This is a genomic window from Pseudomonas sp. PvP089 (assembly GCF_017875165.1).
GTDB classification, from domain to species: Bacteria; Pseudomonadota; Gammaproteobacteria; order Pseudomonadales; family Pseudomonadaceae; genus Aquipseudomonas; species Aquipseudomonas fortuita.
Window position 1 is genome coordinate 5,205,950 of the sequence record NZ_JAGGME010000001.1, and the last position, 23,685, is coordinate 5,229,634.

Genomic DNA, 23,685 nt, shown 5'->3' on the forward strand with positions numbered 1-23,685 from the left:
GCAGTGCTCCTTGTATTCACAGTTGCAGGCCCTGGTTGAGTTGCATGATCGGCAGCAGCACCGCCAGCACGATGAACAGCACCACGGCGCCCATCACCAGGATCATCAGGGGTTCGAACAGCGCCATGGCGGTATCCACCTGGCGCGCAAAGCCACGCTCCTGGTCGTCGGCCACACGCTCGAGCATGTCGGCCAGGGTGCCGCTGGCCTCGCCGCTGCCGACCATGTTCACCAGCAGCGGCGGGAATTGCTGGCTGGCATCCAGGGCACGGTGCAGGCTGGTGCCGCCCTGCACTTGCTGGCGCACCTGCTCCATGGCCAGGCGTATGCGCCGGTTGCCGACGGTTTCGGTGGCCACTTGCAAGGCTTCGAGCAGGGCCACGCCACTGCCGCTGAGAATCGCCAGGCTGCGCGCCAGGCGTGCGCTTTCCAGCACCTGCAACAGGCTGCCGATACGCGGCAAGCGCAGCAGCAACTGGTCACGGCGCAGGCACCAGTGCGGCTTGCGCAGCAGCCAGGTGCCAAGCCCACCCGTCAATAGCGCCAACCCCAGCAACCAGGGCCCGGCGTGCACCAGCCCCTGGCTCAGGCCGATCAGCAACGCGGTAATCAGCGGCAGGCTTTGCCCGGCGTGGGCAAACTGTTCGGTGAGCTTGGGCACGACAAAGGTCATCAGGCCGATGACCACGGCAAGCGATACGCCCATCAATACGGTGGGGTAGATCAGCGCAGTACGCGCCTTGTGTTGTTGCCTTTGCACCTGTTCCAGGTGGTCGGCCAGCCGGGTCAGCACCTGTGCCAGGCGTCCGGAGCGTTCGCCGGCCTCGACCAACGCGCAGTACAAGCCAGTGAACGGCGCCCCCTGGCGGGCCAGGCTGCGGGCCAGGCCCAGGCCTTCGGCGAGAGCGCCGCGCAGGGCCACCAGCACACTGTGCAGGGCCGGCTGGCGCAGTTGGCGTTCAAGGGTGGCCAAGGCATCGACCAAGGGGATGCCGGCACCGGTCAGCGTCGCCAATTGACGGGTTAGCTCACACAGTTGGGGCTGGCTCAGACGCTGGCGCCGGGGTTGCCGGTTGCTGATGTCCTGGCGCTGCAACTGGCGGGCAAACAGGCCCTGCTCGCGCAGCAACTGGCGCGCATGGCGTTCGCTGTCAGCCTGCAGGCTGGCCTTGCGGGTCTTGCCGGTGAGGTCCACGGCCAGGTAGCGATAGGTCGGCATGGGTTAGCCCTGCACCACGCGCAGCACTTCGGCCAGGCTGGTCTCGCCACGGGCCAGGCAGTCGCTGGCCATCGCGACCAGGCTCTGCCGGCGTTCGGCCAGGTAATCCTGCATGGCCAGTTCACTGGCGCCGTCATACAGCAAGCAGATCAGCCCGGCATCCAGCTCGATGAATTCGTACAGGCCCACGCGCCCGACATAGCCGCTGCCCTGGCACAGCTCGCAGCCCACCGGGTGGTAGCTGCTACCCAGCGCCGCCAGTTCCGGCCACAGGCCACGCTCGGCATGTTGCAGCGGCTGCGCTACGGCGCAACTGCACAGGCGCCGCACCAGGCGCTGGGCCAGCACCCCACGCAGGCACGAGGCAATCAGGAACGGTTCGATGCCCATGTCGCGCAGGCGGGTCACCGCGCCCACGGCACTGTTGGTGTGCAGGGTGGACAGCACCAGGTGGCCGGTCAGGCTGGCCTGCACGGCGATCTGCGCGGTTTCCTGGTCACGGATTTCGCCGAGCATGATCACGTCCGGGTCCTGGCGCAGAATCGCACGCAGGCCACTGGCAAAGGTCAGCCCCGCACGCGGGTTGATAGCGGTCTGGCCGATGCCGGCGATGGCGTATTCCACCGGGTCCTCGACAGTGAGGATGTTGCGGCTGCCATCGTTGAGGCTGTTGAGGCTGGCGTACAGGGTGGTGGTCTTGCCTGAACCGGTCGGGCCGGTGGACAGCACGATGCCATTGGGGCGGGCCAGGCAGCTGCGCAGGCCTTGCAATACCGAGGGCGGCATACCCAGGTTGCCCAGCGCCAGCAAGCTGGCCTGCTTGTCGAGCACACGCATGACCACGCGCTCGCCATGAATGCCGGGCAGGGTCGAAACCCGCACATCCACCTCACGCCCTGCCGCGCGCAGGGTAATACGGCCGTCCTGGGGCTGGCGCTTCTCGGCGATATCCAGGCGTGCCATGACTTTGATCCGCGACACCAGCATGGCCGACAGCGCACGTGGCGGGCGCAACACTTCGCGCAGGTGGCCATCGACCCGCAGGCGCACCACCAGGCTTTGCTCGAAGGTTTCGATATGGATATCCGAGGCACGCAGGCGCAGGGCCTGGCCGAACAGACCATTGATCAGGCGGATTACCGGGGCTTCGTCATCGCTTTCCAGCAGGTCTTCGATCTGCGGCATCTCGCTCATCAGGCTGTCCAGGTCGACCTGGTCGCCAATGCCTTCGATCAACGCTTCAGTGGCGCCATCGCCAGCCTGGTACAGCTGGCCGAGGCGCTCATCGAACACGGCAGGTTCCAGGTATTCGAGCCTGCACGGCTGGCCATGCACCCGCAGCAGCTCCTGCACCTGGGCACTGTCGGCGTCGGGCCGCAGCCACAGCTGCCAGCCCTGTTCCGTGGTGGTCATGGCCACCCCGCTCTGCCGCGCCTGGCGATAGGGCAGCATCACCAGGCACCGCCTTCGAGGCGCGCGCGGCTGGAGGGGAATACCTGCAACAGCGGCGTACCCTCGGCAAGGTCCGGCAGTTGCAATGGCGTGGTCTGCTGCAAGGTGCGGTATTTTTCTTCGCTGAGCCCGGCCAGGCTCGGCCCGTCCCGCAGAATGCGCGGGCGGATGAACACCATCAGGTTCTGCTTGGTGTTTTTGCTGGCATCGGAGCGGAACAGCCGGCCCAGGTAAGGGATGTCACCGAGCAGCGGCACGCGCTGGTTGCTGGTGCTCAACTCGTCGCTGATCAGGCCGCCGAGAATGACCAGGCCATTGTCTTCCACCATGACTTTGGTCTTGATCTCGCGCTTGTTGGTGATCACGTCACTGGCCGCGCTGGACTCGGCGATCGACGACACTTCCTGGACAATGTCCAGGCGCACGCTGTTGTCGATGTTGATCTGCGGCTTGATGCGCAGCTTCACCCCGACTTCTTTGCGCTCGATGGTCTGGTAGGGGTTGGCGTTGTTTTGCGTCACCGAGCCGGTAACGAACGGCACTTCCTGGCCGACCAGGATCGATGCTTCGGCATTGTCCAGGGTCAACAGGGTAGGCGTGGACAGCAGGTTGAAGCCGCTCTTGCCCTTCAGCGCATTGACCAGCATGGCAAAGTTGAACCCGCCGCCGAAATGGCCGATGCCCGCCGTGGCGCCGGTAGTCGCGGACAACAGGTCGCCAAGGGCCTGGTTGTCACCGCCGGCAGCAGCCCCGGCAATGTTGGCGATGTTTACCCCATTGCTGCCGAAATTGACGATGCCGGCCCCGAATTTTTCGTCGGCAAACAGCCATTGCACGCCCAACTCCTGGGCGCTGCTATCGGACACCTCGGCGATGATGGCCTCCACTACGACCTGGGCGCGGCGGATGTCCAGCTGTTCAACGATGGTGCGGTAGGCGGCCAGCTCGCTGTCGGGGCCGACCATGACCACGGCGTTGGTGCCTTCTTCGTACTCCAGACGGATGCCCGGGGCACCGGCAGCGGCCATCACCGGCCTGTCCTTGGCCTCGCCTGCGCCCGTGCCTTCAGCCGGCGCCATGCCTTCCTGACCAAGCCCGCGCAGCACCTTGACCACTTCACCTGCGTTGGCGTGCCGCAGGTAGATGACTTGGGTACTGCCGCTGCCGGGTGCTTCCTGAGGGCGGTCAAGCTGGCGCAGCAAGCTGGCGATACGGTCCAGGTTGCTGCGCCAGTCGGTTACCACCAACTGGTGCGCCGCCGGGTACGGGGTGATCACCCCCACCCGTGGGTCGATCAGCGGTTTGAGGATACCCAGCACCTGCTCGCTGGCGGCGTTGCGCACATTGAATACCCGAGTTGCCACGCTGTCACTGCCCTCGCCCTGCTGCCCACCCGCCTCCACCGGCACCGGCTCCAGGCGCGCGGCCTGGTCGGGGACAATCTTCACGCTGCCGTTGGGCAGGTCGACGGTGGCGTAGCCCTGGGCGCGCAACTGCGCCAGGAAGATGTCGTAGATGGCATCGGCGTCGTGCAGGTCAACGGTGCGCACGGTGACCTTGCCCTTGACCCGGGGGTCGACGATGAAGGTGGTGCCGGTGATGCGCGACACGCTGTCGATGAATTCGCCCAGTTCGGTGTCGACGAAGTTCACCTCGTACATCGGCGTACCATTTTCATCGAACACTGGCTCTTCGGCGCGTGCCTCAGGCAGGCCTGTGGCCAGGGCCAGGCTCAACACGGCGGCCACGCAGTATCTAACAGGCATCGTTCATCCTTGCCGCTTGAAGCCGGTCACGGCGGGGCGTGGCGGCCAGGGCAAGCGTTCACGCCGCCCCTGGTTGTTGAAAATCAGGCCATCGGTGTCGATGTCCTGCAGCACGATCCCCGGCGCCAGGCGCTGACCGCGGGCCAGGGTGCGCACCTGCTGGCCGTAGCGCAGCACCACTACGCTGGAAGACAGCGGCTGCGCCCTGAGGCCGCCGAGGTAGTGCAATGGCAGGCGGGTAATGGCGATGGCGCCATCGTCGATGGGCGCTTGCCAGTGCCCGACCATCAGCCCGGGCAGCGGGTTGGCGGCGGCCACCGGCGCGATGGCCGGTTGCGGCTGGCGGCTCAGTTGCAGCACGCACTGGGCGGCTAGCCAACCGGCCAGGGTCAGGCCAGCGCCGGTGAAAACGCGCGAGGCGAGCGTCACGAGGCCAACTGCCGTGGGTGCCAGCCCGGATGCCCCTGCACGTAACGCACTTCGGGCAGTTGCAGCGGTGCCAACTGCCAGTCGCCACGCTGCCGGGCGAGCCAGGCTTCGACCCGTTGCCACAGGGGTTCGCCAGCCTGGCTTTCAAACTGCAGGCCGAAGGTGCGGCACAGGCCCTGCACTGGCTCCAGCCCAGTGACGCGCTTGCCTTGCGGGCTGTAGCTGACGCGCCAAGCCTGGCTCTGCCAGCGGGGCAGATCCTGGCTGTTGTCCAGCAACAGCGGGTCACCGAACAACTGCTCTGCCGCGTTCTCCAGCACTTGCTCCACTTGCCGGGCCGGCGCTTCGACCACCGGCGCCGGGTAGCCACCGGTGAGGCTGATCAGGTGTTCGCGTGTGATCGATGCACCTGCGGGCAGCGGGTAGTCGTAACGCAGGCCCGGCAACAGCACGGGCATGCTGCTGTCATCGGCCAAGGCTTGATGCAGCAGGCGGTCCCAGCTACCGCCACGGGTATCGCGGCGCCACAAGGCCTGAGGCGCACGGGCCAGCGGTTGGTCGAGCCACGCCGCATGGCCGGCACGTTGCTGGCGCAGCTCTGCCTGCAATGGCGCGACGCGCAGCTGCGCGGCAGGCGCCAGTTGTTGTTCAAAGGCCGGGAAAAAACGCCCGTCGAAGTGCCACTGCCCGGCCACACGCTGGCAGCGCAGGCGGAACGCACCGCTGCCCCGGCAACCGGCGAACAGCACCGGTACCCGGCGACCACTGGCTTGGGTTACCTCGACGGGCGCCGGCCACAGGTCCTGGCCACGGGCGCACAACAGCACATCGATGTGGGGCACACGCTCGGCCAGCCAAAGGCCGGGGCCGGTGCCGACATCGGCCATGGCCACCACCAGGTCGGCCTCGCGCCGGGCCTGCTCGAAGACCGGCTGAAGTGACTGGTACCACTGTTTGAGAGAGGCTTTCTGGTCTTGGGCGTAGGGGTCGGTCACGCCGACCACGGCAACCCGGGCGCCGCCGCGCTCGAAGACGTGCAAGGCTTCCAGGCCCAGGGCCTGGCGTTGCCCGTCCGCCAGGCCGGCGCCGAGGCTAACTGCACCCGCCTGGCGATACAGCCCTGTGCTGCGTTGTGGCCACAGCACACGCTCGTCACTGCTGACCCGCGCTTCGATACCCAGCAATTGGCTGCCCTGCACCCCGCTCTCGCCCTGGGTCAGGTAGGCCAGCCCACTGCCGTTCCAGCCCTGGCCATTCTCCAGGGTCAGGCTGTTGCCTGCGCCGGCCTCGCCGCGCAGTTGCTCCAGCAGGGCCGCCAGCACCGCATAGCCGCCGAGCTGGGCTGATGTTGCCTGGCTGGCATCGAGCAGCGGCGCCAGCTGCGGGTAGGCCAGGCTGGCGCTGCTACCGGTCATCCACGGCGCGCGGCCCAGGTGGCTGACCGGCCCCAGGCGGGTGGCTGGCACCACGGCCTGGCCGGGTTGGCGGGCATCGAGGGTATCGGCCACGTACAGCAGGTCGAGCCGGGCGTTGCCGCCCTGCTGCCCAGGGAAGGCGGAACAGGCGCCGAGCAGCGGTGCCAATGCCCCGACACCCATCCAGCCGATCACTTCGCGCCTGTGCACACTGCTCGCCATCGCACCCGCCATCCTTTTTCGCACCATTCAGGGCCCCGGATGTTGCGGCGTTGGCATTACAGTTTGATGGCAGAAATCCGACAGCAATTCCAAATTGATCTGTCAGCGTAATTTCTAAGAGCGCGCCGTTTTAAAAGCCCCTTAACATTTCTGCCAATCAATCATCATATTTCCCCCCTAAAGTCGCGGGTTCCTCTAACTCAGCCACTACAAGGACACCCTGATGAGTCGAGATACCGGCGACAACCTGGACCGGAACCACAGCGGCAACATGCCGATGGCCAATGTCATGGACGCCTACCTGAGCCGCCGCAGCGTGATGCGCGGCAGCCTGGGCGCCGCCATCGCCATGATCGCCGGTACCGGCCTGACAGGCTGCTTCGACGGTGGTGGTTCCGATCACGATGATCCGGTCACCGAACCACCGGTGACCGAGCCGCCTGTCACCGAACCAGAGGTGCCGAAACTGGCACTGGGCTTCCAGTCCATCCCCGGCTCGCGTACCGACGCCTGCGTGGTTGCCGCCGGCTACAGCGCCTACGTGCTGGCGCCCTGGGGCACGCCACTGAACAGCAACGCCAACCCATGGAAGCCCGACGGCAGCAACACCTCGACCGACCAGGCCAACGCCATGGGCATGCACCATGACGGCATGCACTTCTTCCCTATCAACGGCAGCTCGGAAGACGGCCTGCTGGCGATCAACTTCGAGTACATCGACACCGCCGCCCTGCACCCGGCCGGCCCGACCACCGATGTCAACGGCAAGCGCCCGGTCGAGGAGGTGCGCAAGGAAATCAATGCCCATGGCGCTGGCGTGGTACGCCTGCAGAAAGTCAGCGGCCGCTGGCAAGTGGTCGACAACGACCCGCTGAACCGCCGCTTCACCACGGCTTCGCGCATGGAAATCACCGGCCCGCTGCGCGGCACCGACCACGTCAAGACCAAATACTCCACCGCCGGTACCCACTGCCGCGGTACCAACAACAACTGCGGCAACGGCTATACCCCGTGGGGCACCTACCTGACCTGTGAAGAGAACTGGCCGGGCATCTTCGTCAACAAGGGCACCCGCCCCGAAGACCAGCGCCGCATTGGCGTAGGCACCTCCAGCGGCCAGTACAAGTGGGAAAGCGCTGCCGGTGACAGCACTGAAGTGGCTGACGAATTCGCCCGTTTCGATGTGACCGTCAAGGGCGCCAGCGCTACCGACGACTACCGCAACGAAGCCAGCACCTACGGCTATATCGTCGAGATCGACCCGTACAACAGCAGCACCCTGGCCACCAAGCGCACCGCCCTGGGCCGTTTCCGCCACGAGGGCTGCGCACCAGGCCTGCCTGTCGCCGGCAAGCCGCTGGTGTGGTACATGGGTGACGACTCGAACAACGAGTACCTGTACAAGTGGGTGTCCACCGCCGTGTGGGATGCCGCCGACGCCACTCCGGCGGACCGCCTGGCCACCGGCGCCAAGTACCTGGACCAGGGCAAACTCTACGTGGCCCGCTTCAATGCCGATGGCACCGGTGTATGGCTGCTGCTGGATGTGGCCACTGCCACCACGGGCGGTAGCACCTTGGGTGCGCTGTATGGTGACCTGCCGGGCATCATCCTCAACACCCGGGGTGCCGGCGATGCCGTGGGTGCAACACCGATGGACCGCCCGGAATGGACCACGGTCAACCCGCTGAACGGCGATGTGTACCTGACCCTGACCAACAACAGCGCGCGCACCCCGGAGAAGGTCGATGCGGCCAACCCGCGCGGCCCGAACCGCCACGGCCATATCATTCGCTGGCATGACAGCGACGACCAGTTGAGCTTTACCTGGGACATCTTCGTGTTCGGCGCCAACGCGGCCGGTACCGCCGACATCAACCGCTCCGGCCTGACCGAACTGAACCAGTTCGCCAGCCCCGACGGCATGAGTTTCGATAGCCGTGGCGTGTTGTGGTTCGAGACCGACAACGGCGAGAGCACCCTCACCGATTACACCAACGACCAACTGCTGGCGGTGATCCCTACCGACCTGGTGGACGCCACCGGCAAGCAGGTGCCGGTGAACGCACAGAACCAGGTGGACCTGCGCCGCTTCTTCGTTGGGCCGAATGACTGCGAAGTGACCGGGATTGCCTTTACCCCGGACAACAAGACCTTGTTCGTGAACATTCAGCACCCGGGGAACTGGCCGTATACCGACAAGGCAACCGATGCTACGCCGGCCGGAGCCAAGGTAAGGCCGCGGGCTTCGACGGTGGTGATTCAGCGGATTGATGGCGGGGAGATCGGGACTGCCTGATCGAGCTGTTTACGGGCCCGCTTTGCGGCCCTTTCGTCGGCAAGCCAGCTCCCACAGGGATATCACAGGCCATGAATGCCTTGGTTTCCTGGGGGAGCTGGCTTGCCGGCGAAAGGGCTGCAAAGCAGCCCCGGCAATATCGAGCCCTACCAGGCCATCGGCTCCCGGCTACGCACCCGCACCTGCTGCGCCGGCACCCGGGCATGCCATTGCACCACTCCCAGCGCCTCTACCTGAAACTCGCTGCGTATCACCCGCCCCTCTTCCTCGAACGACAGCTGCAGCAGGAAGTACCCGCTGTTGAGCAGCAAACCCTCACTCAGCCGTTCAAACGTTTCGTCATCCACCGCCCCTAGCGCCTGGCGCAACGCGGCCGCATCCACATACCCCGACGCCGGCCGCCCGCTGATGATGCGGCTGAGCAGCGACCGCGAATAGCGCCCTTCGTACAGCGCTTCCAGCAACGAGAGGTGCTCCAGCCCGAGCGCATTGGCGTTCAGACGCCAGCCGGTGATCTCGGGCAAGGCGCACAGCATCGGATAACGCGCTTGGCGGCTGGCGTCCGGCTCCAGCAACAGGTTCAGTTCGCTGGTGTCGAGCATCGGCTGGTTGGCCGCCAGGCGCGGCGGTTGCTGGCGCAGGTACTGGGCACTTTCGGCGCCCTGCAGGCGGGTGTCGCTGTCGGCGTCGAGCCAGTCGGCCAGCGCATCGACCAGGCGTTCGGCGGCCATGTCGTCGCCCAGCAGGTGACGCAATTGGCGCTCGGCGCGCTCGCCATCGGCACCCAGCAGCGCATTGACGTTGAAGCAGGTGTGCTGGTCGCGCACCCGCAGCTGCGCCTGCCCGGCGCCAAAGTCGTAATTCAGCGGCTGCCCCCGCAAGGCCTGCCAGAACAGCGGGCTAAGCCGCCAGGCGGGGTCGCGCAGAGCCTGCTCGGCATAGGCCAGGCCGGCCTGCTCCATAGCCCGCACCTGTATGCGCTGGTGCAGCATGCGCACTTCATCCACCTGGCGCCGGCCATCTTCCACCAACCAGGCCATGCCCGCCGCCAGCATTGCCAGCACCACCATCACCATCAGCAGGGCCGCACCCTGCTGTTGCCTGCCACCCATCCGTGCGTGCCTCGCTCGCAGAATAAAGACGCCAGTCAACACGCGGTGTGTTGCAGGTAGATGGCAATGCCAGTCCGTCATCTGCGCGTCATCTGCACGAGGCAGGATTGCCCTTCCTTTTCATGACCTTACAGGAGTGGTGGCAATGGGTGGCATTGGAATCTGGCAACTGGTGATCGTACTGCTGATCGTATTCCTGCTGTTTGGTACCAAGCGCCTCAAGGGCCTGGGCAGCGATGTGGGCGAGGCGATCCAGGGTTTTCGCAAGTCCATGGGCGGCGACACTGATGCCAACGCAACTGGCCAGGCGCAGGTTCAGCAACAGGCCCCGCTGACCGGCCAAGCCGCGCAGCAGCCTCAAGCGGACCGTCAGGCCTGATGTTCGAGGTAGGCTTCAGCGAGCTGCTGCTGGTGGGCGTCGTCGCGCTGCTGGTGCTGGGCCCGGAGCGCCTGCCGGTTGCAGCGCGCACCCTCGGGCGCGGCCTGGGCCAAGCACGCCGGGCCATGTACGCCTTGCGCACGCAGGTAGAACGCGAAATCGAGTTGCCCAACCTCGACAGCGCACCGCTGCAGCGCCTGGAACAGGAAATACGCCAGGGCATCAGCCTGAACACGGTGCCGGCCAATGATGCCACCACGCTCGCCGCCCCCAAGGAAAACGCCTCATGAGTATTGCCATGGACCCGACAGCCAGCATGCCGCTGACCGAACACCTGCGGGACCTGCGCAAACGCCTGGTGCGTTGCCTGGCACTGGTGGCCTTGGTATTCGCCGGCCTGTTCCCCTTCGCCCAGACGTTGTACACGCTCATCTCCGAACCGCTGCGGCGCTTTTTGCCGGAAGGCGCCAGCATGATCGCCACCAGCGTCACCTCGCCGTTTCTGACGCCGTTCAAGCTGACCGCAATGTGCGCACTGTTCATCGCCATGCCGCTGCTACTGCACCAGGCATGGGGCTTTCTGGCACCGGGGCTGTACCGCCGTGAGCGGCGCATTGCCCTGCCACTGCTGGTGTCGAGCATCGTGCTGTTCTATGCCGGCATGGCGTTCGCGTTCTTCCTGGTATTCCCGATGATGTTCGGTTTCTTTGCCAGCGTGACGCCGGACGGTGTGGCGATGATGACCGATATCAGCCAGTACCTGGACTTTATCCTGGCGCTGTTCCTGGCATTCGGGCTGGCGTTCGAGATCCCGGTGGCAACGTTCATCGTTGTCTGGGTGGGGTTGGCGGATGTGGCCACATTGCGGCGCAGCAGGCCCTACGTGATCGTCGGGTGCTTTGTGGTGGGGATGATTTTGACGCCACCGGATGTATTTTCGCAGACGATGCTGGCGGTGCCGATGTGGGTGCTGTTCGAGGTGGGGTTGCTGGCGTGTGGAATGTTGAAGCAGCCTGAACAAGGCAAGGAGATGGTGCCTGACTGACAGGGCCCTATCGCCGGCAAGCCAGCGCCCACAGGGATATCACAGGATCTGAAAAGGGTGATATCCCTGTGGGCGCTGGCTCGCCAAACGATGGCCTTGATGCGGTCTAGAACTCGGCGAGCCGCCAGACCTCATAGGCTGGCGTCTCGTACGGGTGGCTTTGCTTCAGCGCTGCGACAGCCTGGGCAATCAGCTCGTCAGCCACCACCAGCTCTACCTTCCACTCCTCCACCACCTCGACCTGACCGGCTTGCCCGAGGAACGGCTGGCTGCCGTCCAACGGGCGGAACTGGCCCTGGCCCAAGGTTTGCCAGGCGCAGTGGTCATAGTCGCCGATGCGCCCGCCACCAGCAGCGAACACAGCGGCCTTGACCACCTCGACATGGCTGGCGGGGACAAAGAAGGCGAGCTTGTACACGCCTTAGTTCACCCACACCCGCGCGTTGCGGAACATACGCATCAGCGCGGCATCTTCCTGCCACTCATCCGGGCGCCAGGAGTTCTGCACGGCGCGGAACACGCGCTCCGGGTGCGGCATCATGATGGTCACGCGGCCGTCGCGGCTGGTCAGGCCGGTGATACCACGCGGCGAGCCGTTCGGGTTGGCCGGGTAGGCTTCGGTGACCTTGCCGTGGTTGTCGACGTAGCGCAGGGCCACACAACCGGACAGGTCGGCTTCCAGCAGTGCCGCTTCATTGGCGAACTCGGCATGGCCTTCACCGTGAGCAATGGCGATCGGCATGCGCGAACCGGCCATGCCCTGCAGGAAGATCGAGTTGGACTTCTGCACCTCGACCATGGCAACGCGAGCCTCGAACTGCTCCGAGCGGTTACGCACGAAGTGCGGCCAGTACTCGGTGCCCGGGATCAGCTCGTGCAGGTTGGACATCATCTGGCAACCGTTGCACACGCCCAGGGCGAAGCTGTCGGTACGCTCGAAGAAGGCCTGGAACGCATCACGGGCACGGGCGTTGAACAGCGCCGACTTGGCCCAGCCTTCACCGGCACCCAGCACGTCACCGTAAGAGAAGCCACCGCAGGCGACCAGGCCCTTGAAGGCCTCGAAGTTGACACGGCCCGCCAGGATGTCGCTCATGTGCACGTCGATGGCGGCAAAACCGGCACGGTCGAAGGCAGCGGCCATCTCGACCTGGCCGTTGACGCCCTGCTCACGCAGGATGGCCACTTGCGGGCGCACGCCCTTCTTGATGTACGGCGCAGCGATGTCGTCGTTGACGTCGAAGCCCAGCTTGACCGACAGGCCTGGGTTGTCTTCCTCGAGCAGCAGGTCGAATTCCTGGTCGGCGCAGTCAGCGTTGTCGCGCAGGCGCTGGATCTGGTAGCTGGTCTCGGCCCACTGACGCTGCAGCATGCGACGGTCGTCGTCGAACAGCACTTCGCCGTTCAGGCTGATGGACACTTCGGCGTTGTTGACCGGCTTGCCGATCACCGCGACGCACTCCTCGCCCAGGCCAGCCGCGCTGAACTGCGCCAGCACGTCCGGGGTGGCATCCTGGCGAACCTGGATAACCGCACCCAGCTCTTCGTTGAAGAGGATGGCCGGTACGTCTTTACGGTTGTCAGTCAGTGGGTCGAGTTGCAGGTCCAGGCCGCAGTGGCCGGCGAAGGCCATTTCCAGCACGGTGGTGATCAGGCCGCCGTCGGAGCGGTCGTGGTAGGCCAGCAGGTGGCCGTCGGCGTTCAGCCCCTGGATCACGGCAAAGAAGGCCTTGAGGTCTTCGGCGTCGTCCACGTCCGGTGCCTGGGCAGCAATCTTGCCGTAGGTCTGCGCCAGGATCGAGGCGCCCATGCGGTTCTTGCCACGGCCCAGGTCGATCAGGATCAGGTCGGTCTCGCCCTTGTCCATGCGCAGTTCAGGGGTCAGGGTCTTGCGAATGTCGGTGACCGGGGCGAAGCCGGTGATGATCAGCGACATTGGCGAGGTGACGCTCTTCTCGCCACCCTCATCGCTCCACTTGGTCTTCATCGACATCGAGTCTTTGCCGACCGGAATGGTAATGCCCAGCTCCGGGCACAGCTCCATGCCGACAGCCTTGACGGTGTCGTACAGGCGGGCATCTTCACCCGGGTGACCGGCGGCGGACATCCAGTTGGCCGACAGTTTGATGTCGGACAGTTTCTCGATGCGCGAAGCCGCCAGGTTGGTCAGGGTTTCACCGATGGCCATGCGCCCGGACGCCGGGGCATCCAGCAGCGCCAGCGGGGTGCGCTCGCCCATGGCCATGGCTTCACCGGTGTAGACGTCGAAGCTGGTGGCGGTGACGGCGCAGTCAGCGACCGGTACCTGCCACGGGCCGACCATCTGGTCGCGGGCAACCAGGCCGGTGATGGTACGGTCGCCAATGGTGATCAGGAAGCTCTTGCTGGCCACGGCCGGGTGGTTCAACACGCGCTGCACGGCGTTGTCCAGGTCCAGCTCGCTCGGGTCGAAGTCATCGCCCAGCTCGGCCTCGCGGGTAACCGAGCGGTGCATGCGCGGCGGCTTGCCCAGCAGCACGTCCAGCGGCATGTCCACAGGCGTGTTGCCGAAGTGGCTGTCGCTTACGGTCAGGTGCGGCTCTTCGGTTGCTTCACCGACCACGGCAAACGGGCAACGCTCACGCTCGCAGATGGCCTGGAAACGCTCGAAGTCGACCGCGCTGACGGCCAGCACGTAACGCTCTTGCGATTCGTTGCTCCAGATTTCGTGCGGGGCCATGCCCGGCTCGTCATTTGGCACGTTACGCAGCTCGAAGCGGCCACCACGGCCACCGTCGTTGACCAGCTCGGGGAAAGCGTTGGAGATACCGCCCGCGCCCACGTCGTGGATGAAGGCGATCGGGTTGTTGTCACCCAGCTGCCAGCAGCGGTCGATGACCTCTTGGCAACGGCGCTCCATTTCCGGGTTTTCGCGCTGTACCGAGGCAAAGTCCAGGTCAGCCGAGCTGGCACCGGTAGCCACCGACGAAGCGGCGCCGCCACCCAGGCCGATCAGCATGGCCGGGCCGCCGAGCACGATCAGCTTGGCGCCGACGGTGATCTCGCCCTTCTGCACGTGGTCTTCACGGATGTTGCCCATACCACCGGCCAGCATGATCGGCTTGTGGTAGCCGCGCACTTCTTCACCGTGCGGGGTATTGATGGCCTGCTCGAAGGTACGGAAGTAACCGGTCAGGGCCGGGCGACCGAATTCGTTGTTGAACGCGGCGCCACCCAGCGGGCCTTCGATCATGATGTCGAGGGCGTCGACGATACGCTCAGGCTTGCCGTAGGCCTGCTCCCAAGGCTGTTCGAAGCCCGGAATGCGCAGGTTGGACACGGTGAAGCCGGTCAGGCCCGCCTTGGGCTTGGCGCCGCGGCCGGTAGCACCTTCATCGCGGATTTCGCCACCGGAGCCGGTGGAGGCGCCGGAGAACGGGGCGATGGCAGTCGGGTGGTTGTGGGTTTCCACCTTCATCAGGATGTGCACCGGCTCCTGCACCGCGCCGTACTGGCGGGTTTCAGGGTTCGGGAAGAAGCGGCCGGCCACGTTACCGACGATGACCGAGGCGTTGTCCTTGTACGCAGACAGCACGCCTTCGCTGTGCATCTGGTAGGTGTTCTTGATCATGCCGAACAGGCTTTTTTCCTGAGCCTGGCCGTCGATGTCCCAACTGGCGTTGAAGATCTTGTGGCGGCAGTGCTCGGAGTTGGCCTGGGCGAACATCATCAGTTCGATGTCGTTCGGGTTGCGCTTGAGCCCCTGGAAGGCAGCGACCAGGTAGTCGATCTCGTCTTCGGCAAGGGCCAGGCCCAGGTCGATGTTGGCCTGGGCCAGGGCGTCACGGCCACCGGCCAGGATGTCCACCGAGGTCATCGGCTTGGGCTGGGCGTGGCTGAACAGGTCGGACGCCTGCTCCAGCTGGCCGAGCACGCGCTGGGTCATGCGGTCGTGCAGTTCGGCAGCAATCAACGCGGCATCAGCGTCGCTCAGGGTGCCGGCAACGTAATAGGCGATGCCGCGCTCCAGGCGCTGGATCGACTGCAGGCCGCAGTTGTGGGCGATGTCGCTGGCCTTGCTGGCCCACGGCGAAATGGTGCCCAGGCGCGGCACGACCAGGAACAGGCGGCCAGTCGGCTCCTGTACCGGCACGCTCGGGCCGTACTTGAGCAGACGGCCCAGCACCTGCTGCTGGTCGGCGGTCAGCTCGCCATCGACATCGGCGAAGTGGGCAAATTCGGCATACAAACCAGTAACAGCGGGGACTTTCTGGCTCAGTTGCTCGAGTAATTTACCGTGGCGAAAGGCAGAAAGGGCAGGAGCGCCGCGCAGGATCAACATCGTCGGGACAGCCTCAGGAAGGGGTGTGCTTAGAGGCCGTGCATTCTAGCCTACTTCGATGGTTTTCGGCACCCGCTCTAAGCCACGGCTGCCGGGCGGCGTAACCGGACTTTCGGGTCAGAATTTGAAGTGCTCGCCTTGAGAGGTTTGTCGCGTGGAAGATCGAGCGCCGCCCGCGCGGCGCTTCGCGGGGCAAGCCCGCTCCCACATTTGTTTCAGGCCAATCATTCCTGAACCATTGGCGCGCGGGCCCTTGTTTGCTCCATTCGATATCGCGTGTTGCGCTGATGCTTTTCATCCCTTTCCAGCCATGCACCCCGGGTGCGCGCGCCAATGGAGGCAGGAGAAACTGGCCCGAAACAAATGTGGGAGCGGGCTTGCCCCGCGAAGCGCCGCGCGGGCGGCGCTCGATCTTCCACGCGACAAACCTCCCAAGGCCAGCACCTGGTGGCCCCAACGCAATCCTCCGCCACGCCCCACAACACATAAACCGCTACCAGACAAGCTAACCGTTGTCGAGATATGGCTGAACCGGTCCTTTGCGTATACTGCAACCTATGTTCGCCCACACTGCTTTGCGCCAGCGTTGCGCCAAATGGCTTCTCGCAACCGGACTCTTTCTGCTGCTCGGTGCCTGCGTTGAAAAACCCAGCACCCTCGAGCGCGTGAAGGAGGATGGCGTGCTGCGCGTGATCACCCGCAACAGCCCGGCCACCTACTTCCAGGATCGCAACGGCGAAACCGGTTTCGAATACGAGCTGGTCAAGCATTTCGCCGACGATCTCGGTGTGAAACTGGAGATCGAGACTGCCGACAACCTCGATGAGCTGTTCGACGACCTCGGCAAACCCTCCGGCCCGGTGCTGGCTGCAGCCGGCCTGGTCAGCAGCGAACGGCGCACCGCCCAGGCGAAATTCTCGCACCCTTATCTGGAAGTGACCCCACAGGTCATCTACCGCAACGGCCGGCCCCGCCCAACCAACGCCAAGGGCCTGGTCGGCAAGAAGATCATGGTGCTCAAAGGCAGCAGCCATGCCGACCTGCTGGCCGAGCTGAAAAAGCAGAACCCCGGCCTTGAATATGAAGAGTCGGATGCGGTGGAGGTGGTCGACCTGCTGCGCATGGTCGACGAAGGGCAGATCGACCTGACCCTGGTCGACTCCAACGAGCTGGCGATGAACCAGGTTTACTTCCCCAACGTGCGCGTGGCCTTCGACGTGGGCGACACCCGCGACCAGCGCTGGGCAGTGGCAGCGGGCGAAGACAACAGCCTGCTCAACGAGATCAACGAATTTCTCGACAAGGCACAGAAGAACGGCACCCTGCAACGCCTGAAAGACCGTTATTACGGCCATGTCGACGTATTAGGTTATGTGGGTGCCTACACCTTCGCCCAGCACCTGCAACAGCGCCTGCCCAAGTACGAAAAGCACTTCAAGAGCTACGCCAAGGTCGAGCAGGTGGACTGGCGTCTGCTGGCCGCCATCGGCTATCAGGAATCGATGTGGCAGCCGGAGGTCACCTCCAAGACCGGTGTTCGCGGCCTGATGATGCTGACCCAGCGCACCGCCCAGGCCATGGGTGTGTCCAACCGGCTGGACCCGAAACAGAGCATCCAGGGTGGTGCCAAGTATTTCATGAAGATCAAGGCCGAGCTGGACGACAGTATCCAGGAGCCGGACCGCACCTGGTTCGCCCTGGCTGCCTATAACGTCGGCAGTGGCCACCTGGAAGACGCCCGTACCCTGGCCAAGCGCGAGAAGCTCAACCCGAACAAGTGGCTGGACGTGAAGAAGATGCTGCCGCGCCTGTCGCAGAAGCAGTGGTATCGGCAGACCAAATACGGTTATGCCCGTGGCGGCGAGCCGGTGCACTTCGTGGCCAACATCCGCCGCTACTACGACATCCTTACCTGGGTGACCCAGCCGCAACTGGAAGGCCAGGTGGCCGAAGGCAACCTGCATGTGCCCGGGGTCAACAAGACCAAGCCGGCAGAACAGTCGCCGCCGATGTAGGCACCATCGCCCTCAGGCCAATAGATTTCCTGCAGGAGCAGCCTTGCGCTGCGAAGAGGCCGGTATAGCCACAAAGAATCTATTGCCATGCGGGCCTTTCTGGAACGCTAGGTCTTGGCCCGGCGGGCCTTGAAGAAATCGCTGAGGATCTGCCCACACTCCTGCGCCAGCACCCCGCCCTCCACCATCACCCGATGGTTGAGGAAGCCTTGGCCGAAGAACTGCCCCTGGCTCTGCACAATGCCTGCCTTGGGCTCCAGCGCGCCAAATACTACCCGCATCACCCGCGAATGCACGATCAGCCCTGCACACATGCTGCACGGTTCCAGGGTCACATACAGGGTGCTGCCGGGCAGCCGGTAATTACTGGCTGTTTTCGCCGCTGCGCGGATGGCCACCATCTCGGCATGCGCGCTGGGGTCGCTGTCGATGATCGGCCGGTTGAACCCCTGGCCGATCACCTGCCCATGCTGCACCAGCACCGCGCCCACCGGCACCTCGCCGAGGGCCGCGCCCTCGGCCGCCAGGGCCAGGGCCAGTTGCATGAACTCCTGATCACGGCTGCGATCGATGATCTGCGGGCGCATCAGACCACCGCAATCGCGGCCATCAGGCCGGTTTCCATGTGGTCGATGACGTGGCAGTGGAACATCCAGGTACCCGGGTTATCCGCCACCAGCGCTACCTGGGCGCGCTCGTTCTTGCCCAGCAGGTAGGTGTCGGTGAACCACGGCTCTTTTATGTCGTGACGGTTGGAGGCGATCACCTTGAAGCTCATGCCGTGCAGGTGGATCGGGTGCTGGTACTGGGTCATGTTCTTGAGCTCGAAGATGTAGCTCTTGCCCTTTTTCAACGTGGCGATGGGGCGGTCGGCGCAGGTCTTGTCGGTGATATCCCAGGCCTGGCCGTTGATCTGCCACATGCTCGACGGTTTGTCCGGGTCGGGGGTGACAGAGACGCTGGCCGCCCACTCGAAATTGAAGTTGAGCTTTTCGGCATTCTCCAGGTCCGGCTCGGCGATCGGGTTGGGCGGCAGCGCTGGCGGCCAGCCACCCACGGCGTCGTTACTGGGCACTGAACGCAGTGTACCCAGGCGCACGAAACCGTCGCGCAGGGAGATTTCTTCACCCGCTTCGGGAATACGTATGGCCAGACAGATGCGCATGCCGGGGCCGAGCCAGTATTCATCCTCCAGCGGCCGCGGGGTCACCGGGTTGCCGTCGAGCGCGTAGATTTTCGCCTCGCAGTTGCCCTTGAGGTTGAGCCGGTAGGTCCAGGTGTTGTCCAGGTTCAGCAGGCGCACCCGCACCACCTGGCCGGCCGGCAGCTCGGTGACCGAGTCGGCCTGGCCGTTGATGGTGATCAGCCGCCCAGCCGTACCGTTACGCGCCGCCTCGCGAGGGATGCTGAAAGGCAGCCAGGCACCCTGCTCGTCCACATGCCAGTTCTTCAGGCTCAACGTGCGCTCATGCTGGAACCCTGTAGGTTCGCGCTCCTCGACGATCAACGGGCCGACCAGGCCGCGGCCCAGCTCTTCGGAGCTGCTGACATGCGGGTGGTACCAGTAGCTGCCGGCGTCCGGCACGCGGAACTTGTAGTCGAAGTACTCGCCTGGCTTGACCGGCAGTTGCGACACGTAGGGCACGCCGTCCATTTCCAGCGGCAGGCGAATGCCATGCCAGTGGATGGTGGTTTCCACCGGCAGGTGGTTGATAAAGCGTACCCGCAGCCAGGTACCCTGGCGCACACGCAGCTCGGTGCCCGGTGCCGACGGGCCGAAGGCCCAGGCCTCGGTCTTGAAGCCCGGCACCAGTTCGACGTCCAGCGGCGCCGCGATCAGCTCGTAATCATGCCCGGCGTTGTCATCTTCGACCTTGCCCAGCCAGTAACGCACCGCGCCACCGGCGCCCAGGCCAACCACAACCAGGCCGGTCAGGCCTTTGAGCATTTGTCGACGGGTGAAGGACATCGGTGCGGGTACCTCGTGTTCGGCGCAATCAAGCTGCCAGCAGTGGCTGGCAATGAAGGGCGAATACGATACACCTGCAAATGCGAAAGATTAAGTGAAGTCTTGTTTTGCCTGGGCTGGCCTCTTCGCGGGTAAACCCGCTGCCACAGGGACCGCACAGTGATTGAGGCTTGCAGCACTTTGTGGGGGCGGTTTTACCGCAAAGGGGCCAGGACAGGCGACAGATACAACAAGGGCGCCTTGCGGCGCCCTTGTGGCTCAACTTATTCCCACTCGATGGTGGCCGGCGGCTTGCTCGACACGTCGTAGGTAACGCGCGAGATACCGTCGATTTCGTTGATGATACGGCCGCTGACAGTTTCCAGCAGCTCGTATGGCAGGTGTGCCCAACGCGCGGTCATGAAGTCCACGGTTTCGACGGCACGCAGGGCCACGACCCAGGCGTAGCGACGGCCGTCGCCAACAACACCCACCGATTTGACCGGCTGGAACACCACGAATGCCTGGCTGGTCTTGTGGTACCAGTCGGCCTTGCGCAGTTCTTCGATGAAGATGTGGTCGGCGCGACGCAGGATGTCGGCGTATTCCTTCTTCACTTCACCAAGGATACGCACGCCCAGGCCCGGGCCCGGGAACGGGTGGCGATAGACCATGTCGTACGGCAGGCCCAGTTCCAGGCCAATCTTGCGCACTTCGTCCTTGAACAGCTCACGCAGCGGCTCGACCAGCTTGAGGTTCATTTCCTCCGGCAGGCCACCCACGTTGTGGTGCGACTTGATCACGTGGGCCTTGCCGCTCTTGGCGCCAGCCGACTCGATCACGTCCGGGTAGATGGTGCCTTGGGCGAGGAACTGGATGTTATCCAGCTTGCTGGCTTCGGCGTCGAAGACGTCGATGAAGGTGCGGCCGATGATCTTGCGCTTCTTCTCCGGGTCGGCTTCGCCTTCCAGGTTGTCGAGGAACTGCTTTTCAGCGTCGGCGCGGATCACCTTGACGCCCATGTTCTCTTTGAACATGGCCATCACCTGGTCGCCTTCGTGCAGGCGCAGCAGGCCGTTGTCGACGAATACGCAAGTCAGCTGGTCGCCGATGGCGCGGTGCAGCAGTGCAGCAACCACCGAGCTGTCAACGCCGCCGGACAGGCCCAGCAGGACGTTGGCCGAACCGACTTGCGCACGCACCTGGGCGATGGCGTCTTCAACGATGTTGGAGGCGGTCCACAGGGCTTCACAGCCGCAAATGTCCTGCACGAAACGGGACAGGATGCGACCGCCCTGCTTGGTGTGGGTCACTTCCGGGTGGAACTGCACGCCGTAGTAGCCGCGAGAATCGTCGAACATGCCGGCGATCGGGCAGCTCGGGGTGCTGGCCAGTACATGGAAGTTGCCGGGCATCTGGGTGACCTTGTCACCGTGGCTCATCCATACATCAAGGCCCAGCACGCCATCGGCGTCAACGTGATCTTCGATGCCGTCGAGCAGGCGGCTCTTGCCGACCACGTCCACGCGGGCATAACCGAACTCACGCAGGTCGGAACCTTCAACCTTGCCGCCCATCTGCTCGGCCATGGTCTGCATGCCGTAGCAGATGCCCAGCACGGGTACGTTCAGGTCGAACACAGCCTGCGGCGCGCGCGGGCTGTTGGCTTCGTGGACCGACTCGGGGCCGCCGGCGAGGATGATGCCGCGCGGGTTGAATTCGCGGATCGCTTCATCGTCCATGTCGAACGGGTGCAGTTCGCAGTACACGCCGATTTCGCGCACGCGGCGGGCGATCAGCTGGGTGTACTGGGAACCGAAATCGAGGATCAGGATGCGGTGAGCGTGAATGTCGAGGGCCATGACTCAATCTCGTCAGTGGAAATCGGAAACGACGCGGGGCTGTCGTGACAGCCCCGCATGCTTGTATTGCTGGAAGCCTCAGCCTACGCGGTAGTTAGGGGCTTCTTTGGTGATCTGCACGTCATGCACGTGGGACTCGGCCATGCCGGCACCGGTGATGCGTACAAATTCCGGCTTGGTGCGCATCTCTTCGATGGTGGCGCTGCCGGTGTAGCCCATGGACGAACGCAGGCCGCCCATCAGCTGGTGGATGATCGCAGCCAGGGCGCCCTTGTAAGGCACACGGCCTTCGATCCCCTCAGGAACAAGCTTCTCGGCGCCGGCCGAGGAGTCCTGGAAGTAACGGTCCGACGAGCCTTGCGCCTGTGCCATGGCACCCAGCGAGCCCATGCCGCGGTAGGCCTTGTAGGAACGGCCCTGGAACAGTTCGACTTCGCCTGGGGCCTCTTCGGTACCGGCAAACATCGAACCCATCATCACGCAGGAAGCACCGGCAACGATGGCCTTGGACAGGTCACCGGAGAAGCGGATACCGCCGTCGGCGATCAGTGGCACGCCAGTGCCTTCCAGTGCGGCAGCAACGTTGGCGATGGCGCTGATTTGCGGCACGCCGACACCGGCAACGATACGGGTGGTGCAGATGGAGCCTGGGCCGATGCCGACCTTGACGGCGTCAGCGCCAGCTTCGGCCAGGGCCTTGGCTGCGGCGCCGGTGGCGATGTTGCCGCCGATCACCTGCACTTGCGGGTAGGTTTCCTTCACCCAGCGAACGCGGTCGATCACGCCTTTGGAGTGACCGTGTGCGGTGTCGACCACCACCACATCAACGCCAGCGGCAACCAGCGCGGCAACACGCTCGCCGGTGTCCTTGCCGGTGCCGACCGCAGCGCCAACGCGCAGGCGACCCTGGTCGTCCTTGCTGGCCAGCGGGTAAGCCTTGGCTTTTTCGATGTCCTTGACGGTCATCATGCCCTTGAGGTTGAACTTGTCGTCAACGATCAGGACCTTTTCCAGGCGGTGCTTGTGCAGCAGCTCGCGGACTTCGTTCTTGTCGGCGCCTTCGCGGACGGTGACCAGACGCTCTTTGGGGGTCATCACGTCGCGGACCTTGGCGTCCAGGCGGGTTTCGAAGCGTACGTCACGGGAGGTGACGATACCGACCAGGTCACCATTCGCCAGCACTGGAACACCGGAAATGTTGTTCAGGCGGGTCAGGTCGAACAGGTCACGCACGGTGGCGTCGGCTTCGATGGTGATCGGGTCCTTGACCACGCCAGCCTCGAACTTCTTGACCTTGCGTACTTCGCCGGCCTGCTGCTCGATGGTCATGTTCTTGTGGATGATGCCGATGCCGCCTTCCTGGGCCATGGCAATGGCCAGACGCGCTTCGGTCACGGTATCCATGGCGGCGGAAACCAGCGGAATGTTCAGCTCGATGCCACGGGTCAAACGGGTCTTGAGGCTGACTTCATTAGGCAGTACCTCGGAATAGCCAGGTACAAGGAGGATATCGTCGAAGGTCAGGGCTTCTTGGCTGATACGCAGCATCGCGGGGGCTCCCGGGCGGGAAAAATGGAAGCGCGCCATTATACTCATCCACGGCGCGCCGCTCAATGCAAAATAAGGGCCTTCGGTCAGCCTTGTGGCAGTTTTACCTGCACCACGGTCACCGGCTGGTCGAGCCAGTCGGCAAAGCTGTCGAGAAAGGCCTGGGTAAACCCGGCCGCGCCCCAGTTGTTGAAGATGAACCCCAGGTTGGAAAAGGCACATGGCTGCAGGTAAATGAAGCCATTGATGTCATCTTCAAAGCCGCACAGCGGGCAGGTGAAGTTGTCGGTCACCGCCGGCGTCCACTCCTCCAGGCTTTCGAACAGCGGCTCGCCCACCTCGCGCCGGCACTCCGGGCAACCGGCCTCTTCGAGAAAACCTTCGGTGGGGGTGTAGATGCAGCGCTTGAGCACCACCTCCATGCCGTTGACCGGCTGGTCGAAGGGCAGTTTTTCCGGATGAAGGGCCACCTTGCGCGCCCCTGCGGCCAGGGCATGGCCCATGCGGTTGCCGGTGCGGCCACAGGTGGTCAGCTGCTCTTCGACGACTTTTTCGCGCACCAACCAGCGCACGATGGCGCGCGCGCGGGCTTCATGCACCGGGACGGTGGACAGCTTGGGAACGATGATGCTCTGGGTGTTCATGAACGGGAC

The 23,685-nt window shown here is 64.5% G+C and carries 18 protein-coding genes; 5 read left to right on the forward strand and 13 right to left on the reverse strand.

Annotated features, from left to right (window positions below; translation table 11 throughout):
• Positions 1 to 16: 16 nt before the first annotated feature.
• The 5 genes from gspF to J3A71_RS23795 are packed head-to-tail and all read right to left on the reverse strand — an operon-like array spanning position 17 to position 6,503.
• On the reverse strand, positions 17 to 1,219 hold the full coding sequence (gene gspF, locus J3A71_RS23775; RefSeq protein WP_016485124.1) for a type II secretion system inner membrane protein GspF: 1,203 nt from the start codon (positions 1,217 to 1,219) through the stop codon (positions 17 to 19).
• Positions 1,220 to 1,222: 3 nt separating this feature from the next.
• Complete coding sequence (locus J3A71_RS23780) at positions 1,223 to 2,671, reverse strand: ATPase, T2SS/T4P/T4SS family (RefSeq protein ID WP_096425651.1); 1,449 nt, start codon at positions 2,669 to 2,671, stop codon at positions 1,223 to 1,225.
• On the reverse strand, positions 2,671 to 4,437 hold the full coding sequence (gspD, locus tag J3A71_RS23785) for a type II secretion system secretin GspD (protein WP_177434962.1): 1,767 nt from the start codon (positions 4,435 to 4,437) through the stop codon (positions 2,671 to 2,673). Before gspD ends, J3A71_RS23780 begins: the two co-directional genes overlap by 1 nt.
• Positions 4,438 to 4,440: 3 nt before the next feature.
• Positions 4,441 to 4,866 carry a pilus assembly protein PilZ gene (locus J3A71_RS23790; RefSeq protein ID WP_095115761.1) on the reverse strand — a complete coding sequence of 142 codons (426 nt, stop codon included), beginning with the start codon at positions 4,864 to 4,866 and terminating at the stop codon, positions 4,441 to 4,443.
• Entirely contained in the window at positions 4,863 to 6,503 is a 1,641-nt protein-coding gene (locus J3A71_RS23795; RefSeq protein ID WP_096425649.1) for a lipoprotein UxpA, read from the reverse strand. The genes J3A71_RS23790 and J3A71_RS23795 overlap by 4 nt, the downstream gene beginning before the upstream one ends.
• Before the next feature lie 223 nt (positions 6,504 to 6,726).
• On the opposite strand from J3A71_RS23795, the gene J3A71_RS23800 reads away from it, so the two are divergent.
• Positions 6,727 to 8,802 (forward strand): PhoX family phosphatase, encoded by a 2,076-nt coding sequence (locus J3A71_RS23800; protein WP_016485119.1) that lies wholly within the window; start codon positions 6,727 to 6,729, stop codon positions 8,800 to 8,802.
• Positions 8,803 to 8,948: 146 nt separating this feature from the next.
• Here the strand turns inward: J3A71_RS23800 and gspK are convergent, their stop codons facing one another.
• Positions 8,949 to 9,914 carry a type II secretion system minor pseudopilin GspK gene (gene gspK, locus J3A71_RS23805; protein WP_096425648.1) on the reverse strand — a complete coding sequence of 322 codons (966 nt, stop codon included), beginning with the start codon at positions 9,912 to 9,914 and terminating at the stop codon, positions 8,949 to 8,951.
• A gap of 145 nt (positions 9,915 to 10,059) precedes the next feature.
• On the opposite strand from gspK, the gene tatA reads away from it, so the two are divergent.
• Genes tatA through tatC form a run of 3 tightly spaced genes read left to right on the forward strand, consistent with a single transcriptional unit; the run spans position 10,060 to position 11,338 of the window.
• On the forward strand, positions 10,060 to 10,293 hold the full coding sequence (tatA, locus tag J3A71_RS23810) for a twin-arginine translocase TatA/TatE family subunit (protein ID WP_016485117.1): 234 nt from the start codon (positions 10,060 to 10,062) through the stop codon (positions 10,291 to 10,293).
• Complete coding sequence (tatB, locus tag J3A71_RS23815) at positions 10,293 to 10,583, forward strand: Sec-independent protein translocase protein TatB (protein ID WP_095115767.1); 291 nt, start codon at positions 10,293 to 10,295, stop codon at positions 10,581 to 10,583. The genes tatA and tatB overlap by 1 nt, the downstream gene beginning before the upstream one ends.
• Positions 10,580 to 11,338 (forward strand): twin-arginine translocase subunit TatC, encoded by a 759-nt coding sequence (gene tatC, locus J3A71_RS23820; RefSeq protein WP_096425647.1) that lies wholly within the window; start codon positions 10,580 to 10,582, stop codon positions 11,336 to 11,338. Before tatB ends, tatC begins: the two co-directional genes overlap by 4 nt.
• A gap of 106 nt (positions 11,339 to 11,444) precedes the next feature.
• Here the strand turns inward: tatC and J3A71_RS23825 are convergent, their stop codons facing one another.
• Together J3A71_RS23825 and purL are read right to left on the reverse strand one after the other, a co-directional pair.
• Positions 11,445 to 11,756 carry an NIF3 1 gene (locus tag J3A71_RS23825; protein WP_016485114.1) on the reverse strand — a complete coding sequence of 104 codons (312 nt, stop codon included), beginning with the start codon at positions 11,754 to 11,756 and terminating at the stop codon, positions 11,445 to 11,447.
• A 3-nt stretch (positions 11,757 to 11,759) separates the two neighbouring features.
• Entirely contained in the window at positions 11,760 to 15,659 is a 3,900-nt protein-coding gene (gene purL / locus J3A71_RS23830; RefSeq protein ID WP_096425646.1) for a phosphoribosylformylglycinamidine synthase, read from the reverse strand.
• Positions 15,660 to 16,216: 557 nt separating this feature from the next.
• On the opposite strand from purL, the gene mltF reads away from it, so the two are divergent.
• Positions 16,217 to 17,674 (forward strand): membrane-bound lytic murein transglycosylase MltF, encoded by a 1,458-nt coding sequence (gene mltF, locus J3A71_RS23835; RefSeq protein ID WP_016485112.1) that lies wholly within the window; start codon positions 16,217 to 16,219, stop codon positions 17,672 to 17,674.
• 107 nt (positions 17,675 to 17,781) lie between these two features.
• On the opposite strand, the gene tadA is transcribed toward mltF, so the two are convergent.
• From tadA to J3A71_RS23860, 5 genes are all read right to left on the reverse strand, one after another.
• Entirely contained in the window at positions 17,782 to 18,261 is a 480-nt protein-coding gene (gene tadA, locus J3A71_RS23840) for a tRNA adenosine(34) deaminase TadA (RefSeq protein ID WP_023047716.1), read from the reverse strand.
• Complete coding sequence (locus J3A71_RS23845) at positions 18,261 to 19,643, reverse strand: multicopper oxidase family protein (RefSeq protein WP_016485110.1); 1,383 nt, start codon at positions 19,641 to 19,643, stop codon at positions 18,261 to 18,263. The genes tadA and J3A71_RS23845 overlap by 1 nt, the downstream gene beginning before the upstream one ends.
• A 263-nt stretch (positions 19,644 to 19,906) precedes the next feature.
• Positions 19,907 to 21,484, reverse strand: coding sequence for a glutamine-hydrolyzing GMP synthase (gene guaA / locus J3A71_RS23850; RefSeq protein ID WP_016485109.1), 1,578 nt, complete (start codon positions 21,482 to 21,484; stop codon positions 19,907 to 19,909).
• Between the two features lie 78 nt (positions 21,485 to 21,562).
• A complete protein-coding gene (gene guaB / locus J3A71_RS23855) occupies positions 21,563 to 23,032 on the reverse strand; it encodes an IMP dehydrogenase (protein ID WP_012270723.1) in 1,470 nt (489 codons plus the stop codon).
• 86 nt (positions 23,033 to 23,118) lie between these two features.
• Positions 23,119 to 23,676 (reverse strand): sugar ABC transporter ATPase, encoded by a 558-nt coding sequence (locus J3A71_RS23860; protein WP_096425645.1) that lies wholly within the window; start codon positions 23,674 to 23,676, stop codon positions 23,119 to 23,121.
• Positions 23,677 to 23,685 lie beyond the last annotated feature (9 nt).

Bases quoted from the DNA above. Each gene is read 5' to 3' on its own strand.
- J3A71_RS23845 (WP_016485110.1), bottom strand. From the start codon at position 19,643: ATGTCCTTCACCCGTCGACAAATGCTCAAAGGCCTGACCGGCCTGGTT.
- gspF (WP_016485124.1), bottom strand. From the start codon at position 1,219: ATGCCGACCTATCGCTACCTGGCCGTGGACCTCACCGGCAAGACCCGC.
- guaA (WP_016485109.1), bottom strand. From the start codon at position 21,484: ATGGCCCTCGACATTCACGCTCACCGCATCCTGATCCTCGATTTCGGT.
- guaB (WP_012270723.1), bottom strand. From the start codon at position 23,032: ATGCTGCGTATCAGCCAAGAAGCCCTGACCTTCGACGATATCCTCCTT.
- mltF (WP_016485112.1), top strand. From the start codon at position 16,217: ATGTTCGCCCACACTGCTTTGCGCCAGCGTTGCGCCAAATGGCTTCTC.
- tatB (WP_095115767.1), top strand. From the start codon at position 10,293: ATGTTCGAGGTAGGCTTCAGCGAGCTGCTGCTGGTGGGCGTCGTCGCG.
- J3A71_RS23860 (WP_096425645.1), bottom strand. From the start codon at position 23,676: ATGAACACCCAGAGCATCATCGTTCCCAAGCTGTCCACCGTCCCGGTG.
- tatC (WP_096425647.1), top strand. From the start codon at position 10,580: ATGAGTATTGCCATGGACCCGACAGCCAGCATGCCGCTGACCGAACAC.
- gspD (WP_177434962.1), bottom strand. From the start codon at position 4,437: ATGCCTGTTAGATACTGCGTGGCCGCCGTGTTGAGCCTGGCCCTGGCC.
- gspK (WP_096425648.1), bottom strand. From the start codon at position 9,914: ATGGGTGGCAGGCAACAGCAGGGTGCGGCCCTGCTGATGGTGATGGTG.
- J3A71_RS23800 (WP_016485119.1), top strand. From the start codon at position 6,727: ATGAGTCGAGATACCGGCGACAACCTGGACCGGAACCACAGCGGCAAC.
- tatA (WP_016485117.1), top strand. From the start codon at position 10,060: ATGGGTGGCATTGGAATCTGGCAACTGGTGATCGTACTGCTGATCGTA.
- tadA (WP_023047716.1), bottom strand. From the start codon at position 18,261: ATGCGCCCGCAGATCATCGATCGCAGCCGTGATCAGGAGTTCATGCAA.
- J3A71_RS23795 (WP_096425649.1), bottom strand. From the start codon at position 6,503: ATGGCGAGCAGTGTGCACAGGCGCGAAGTGATCGGCTGGATGGGTGTC.
- J3A71_RS23780 (WP_096425651.1), bottom strand. From the start codon at position 2,671: ATGCTGCCCTATCGCCAGGCGCGGCAGAGCGGGGTGGCCATGACCACC.
- purL (WP_096425646.1), bottom strand. From the start codon at position 15,659: ATGTTGATCCTGCGCGGCGCTCCTGCCCTTTCTGCCTTTCGCCACGGT.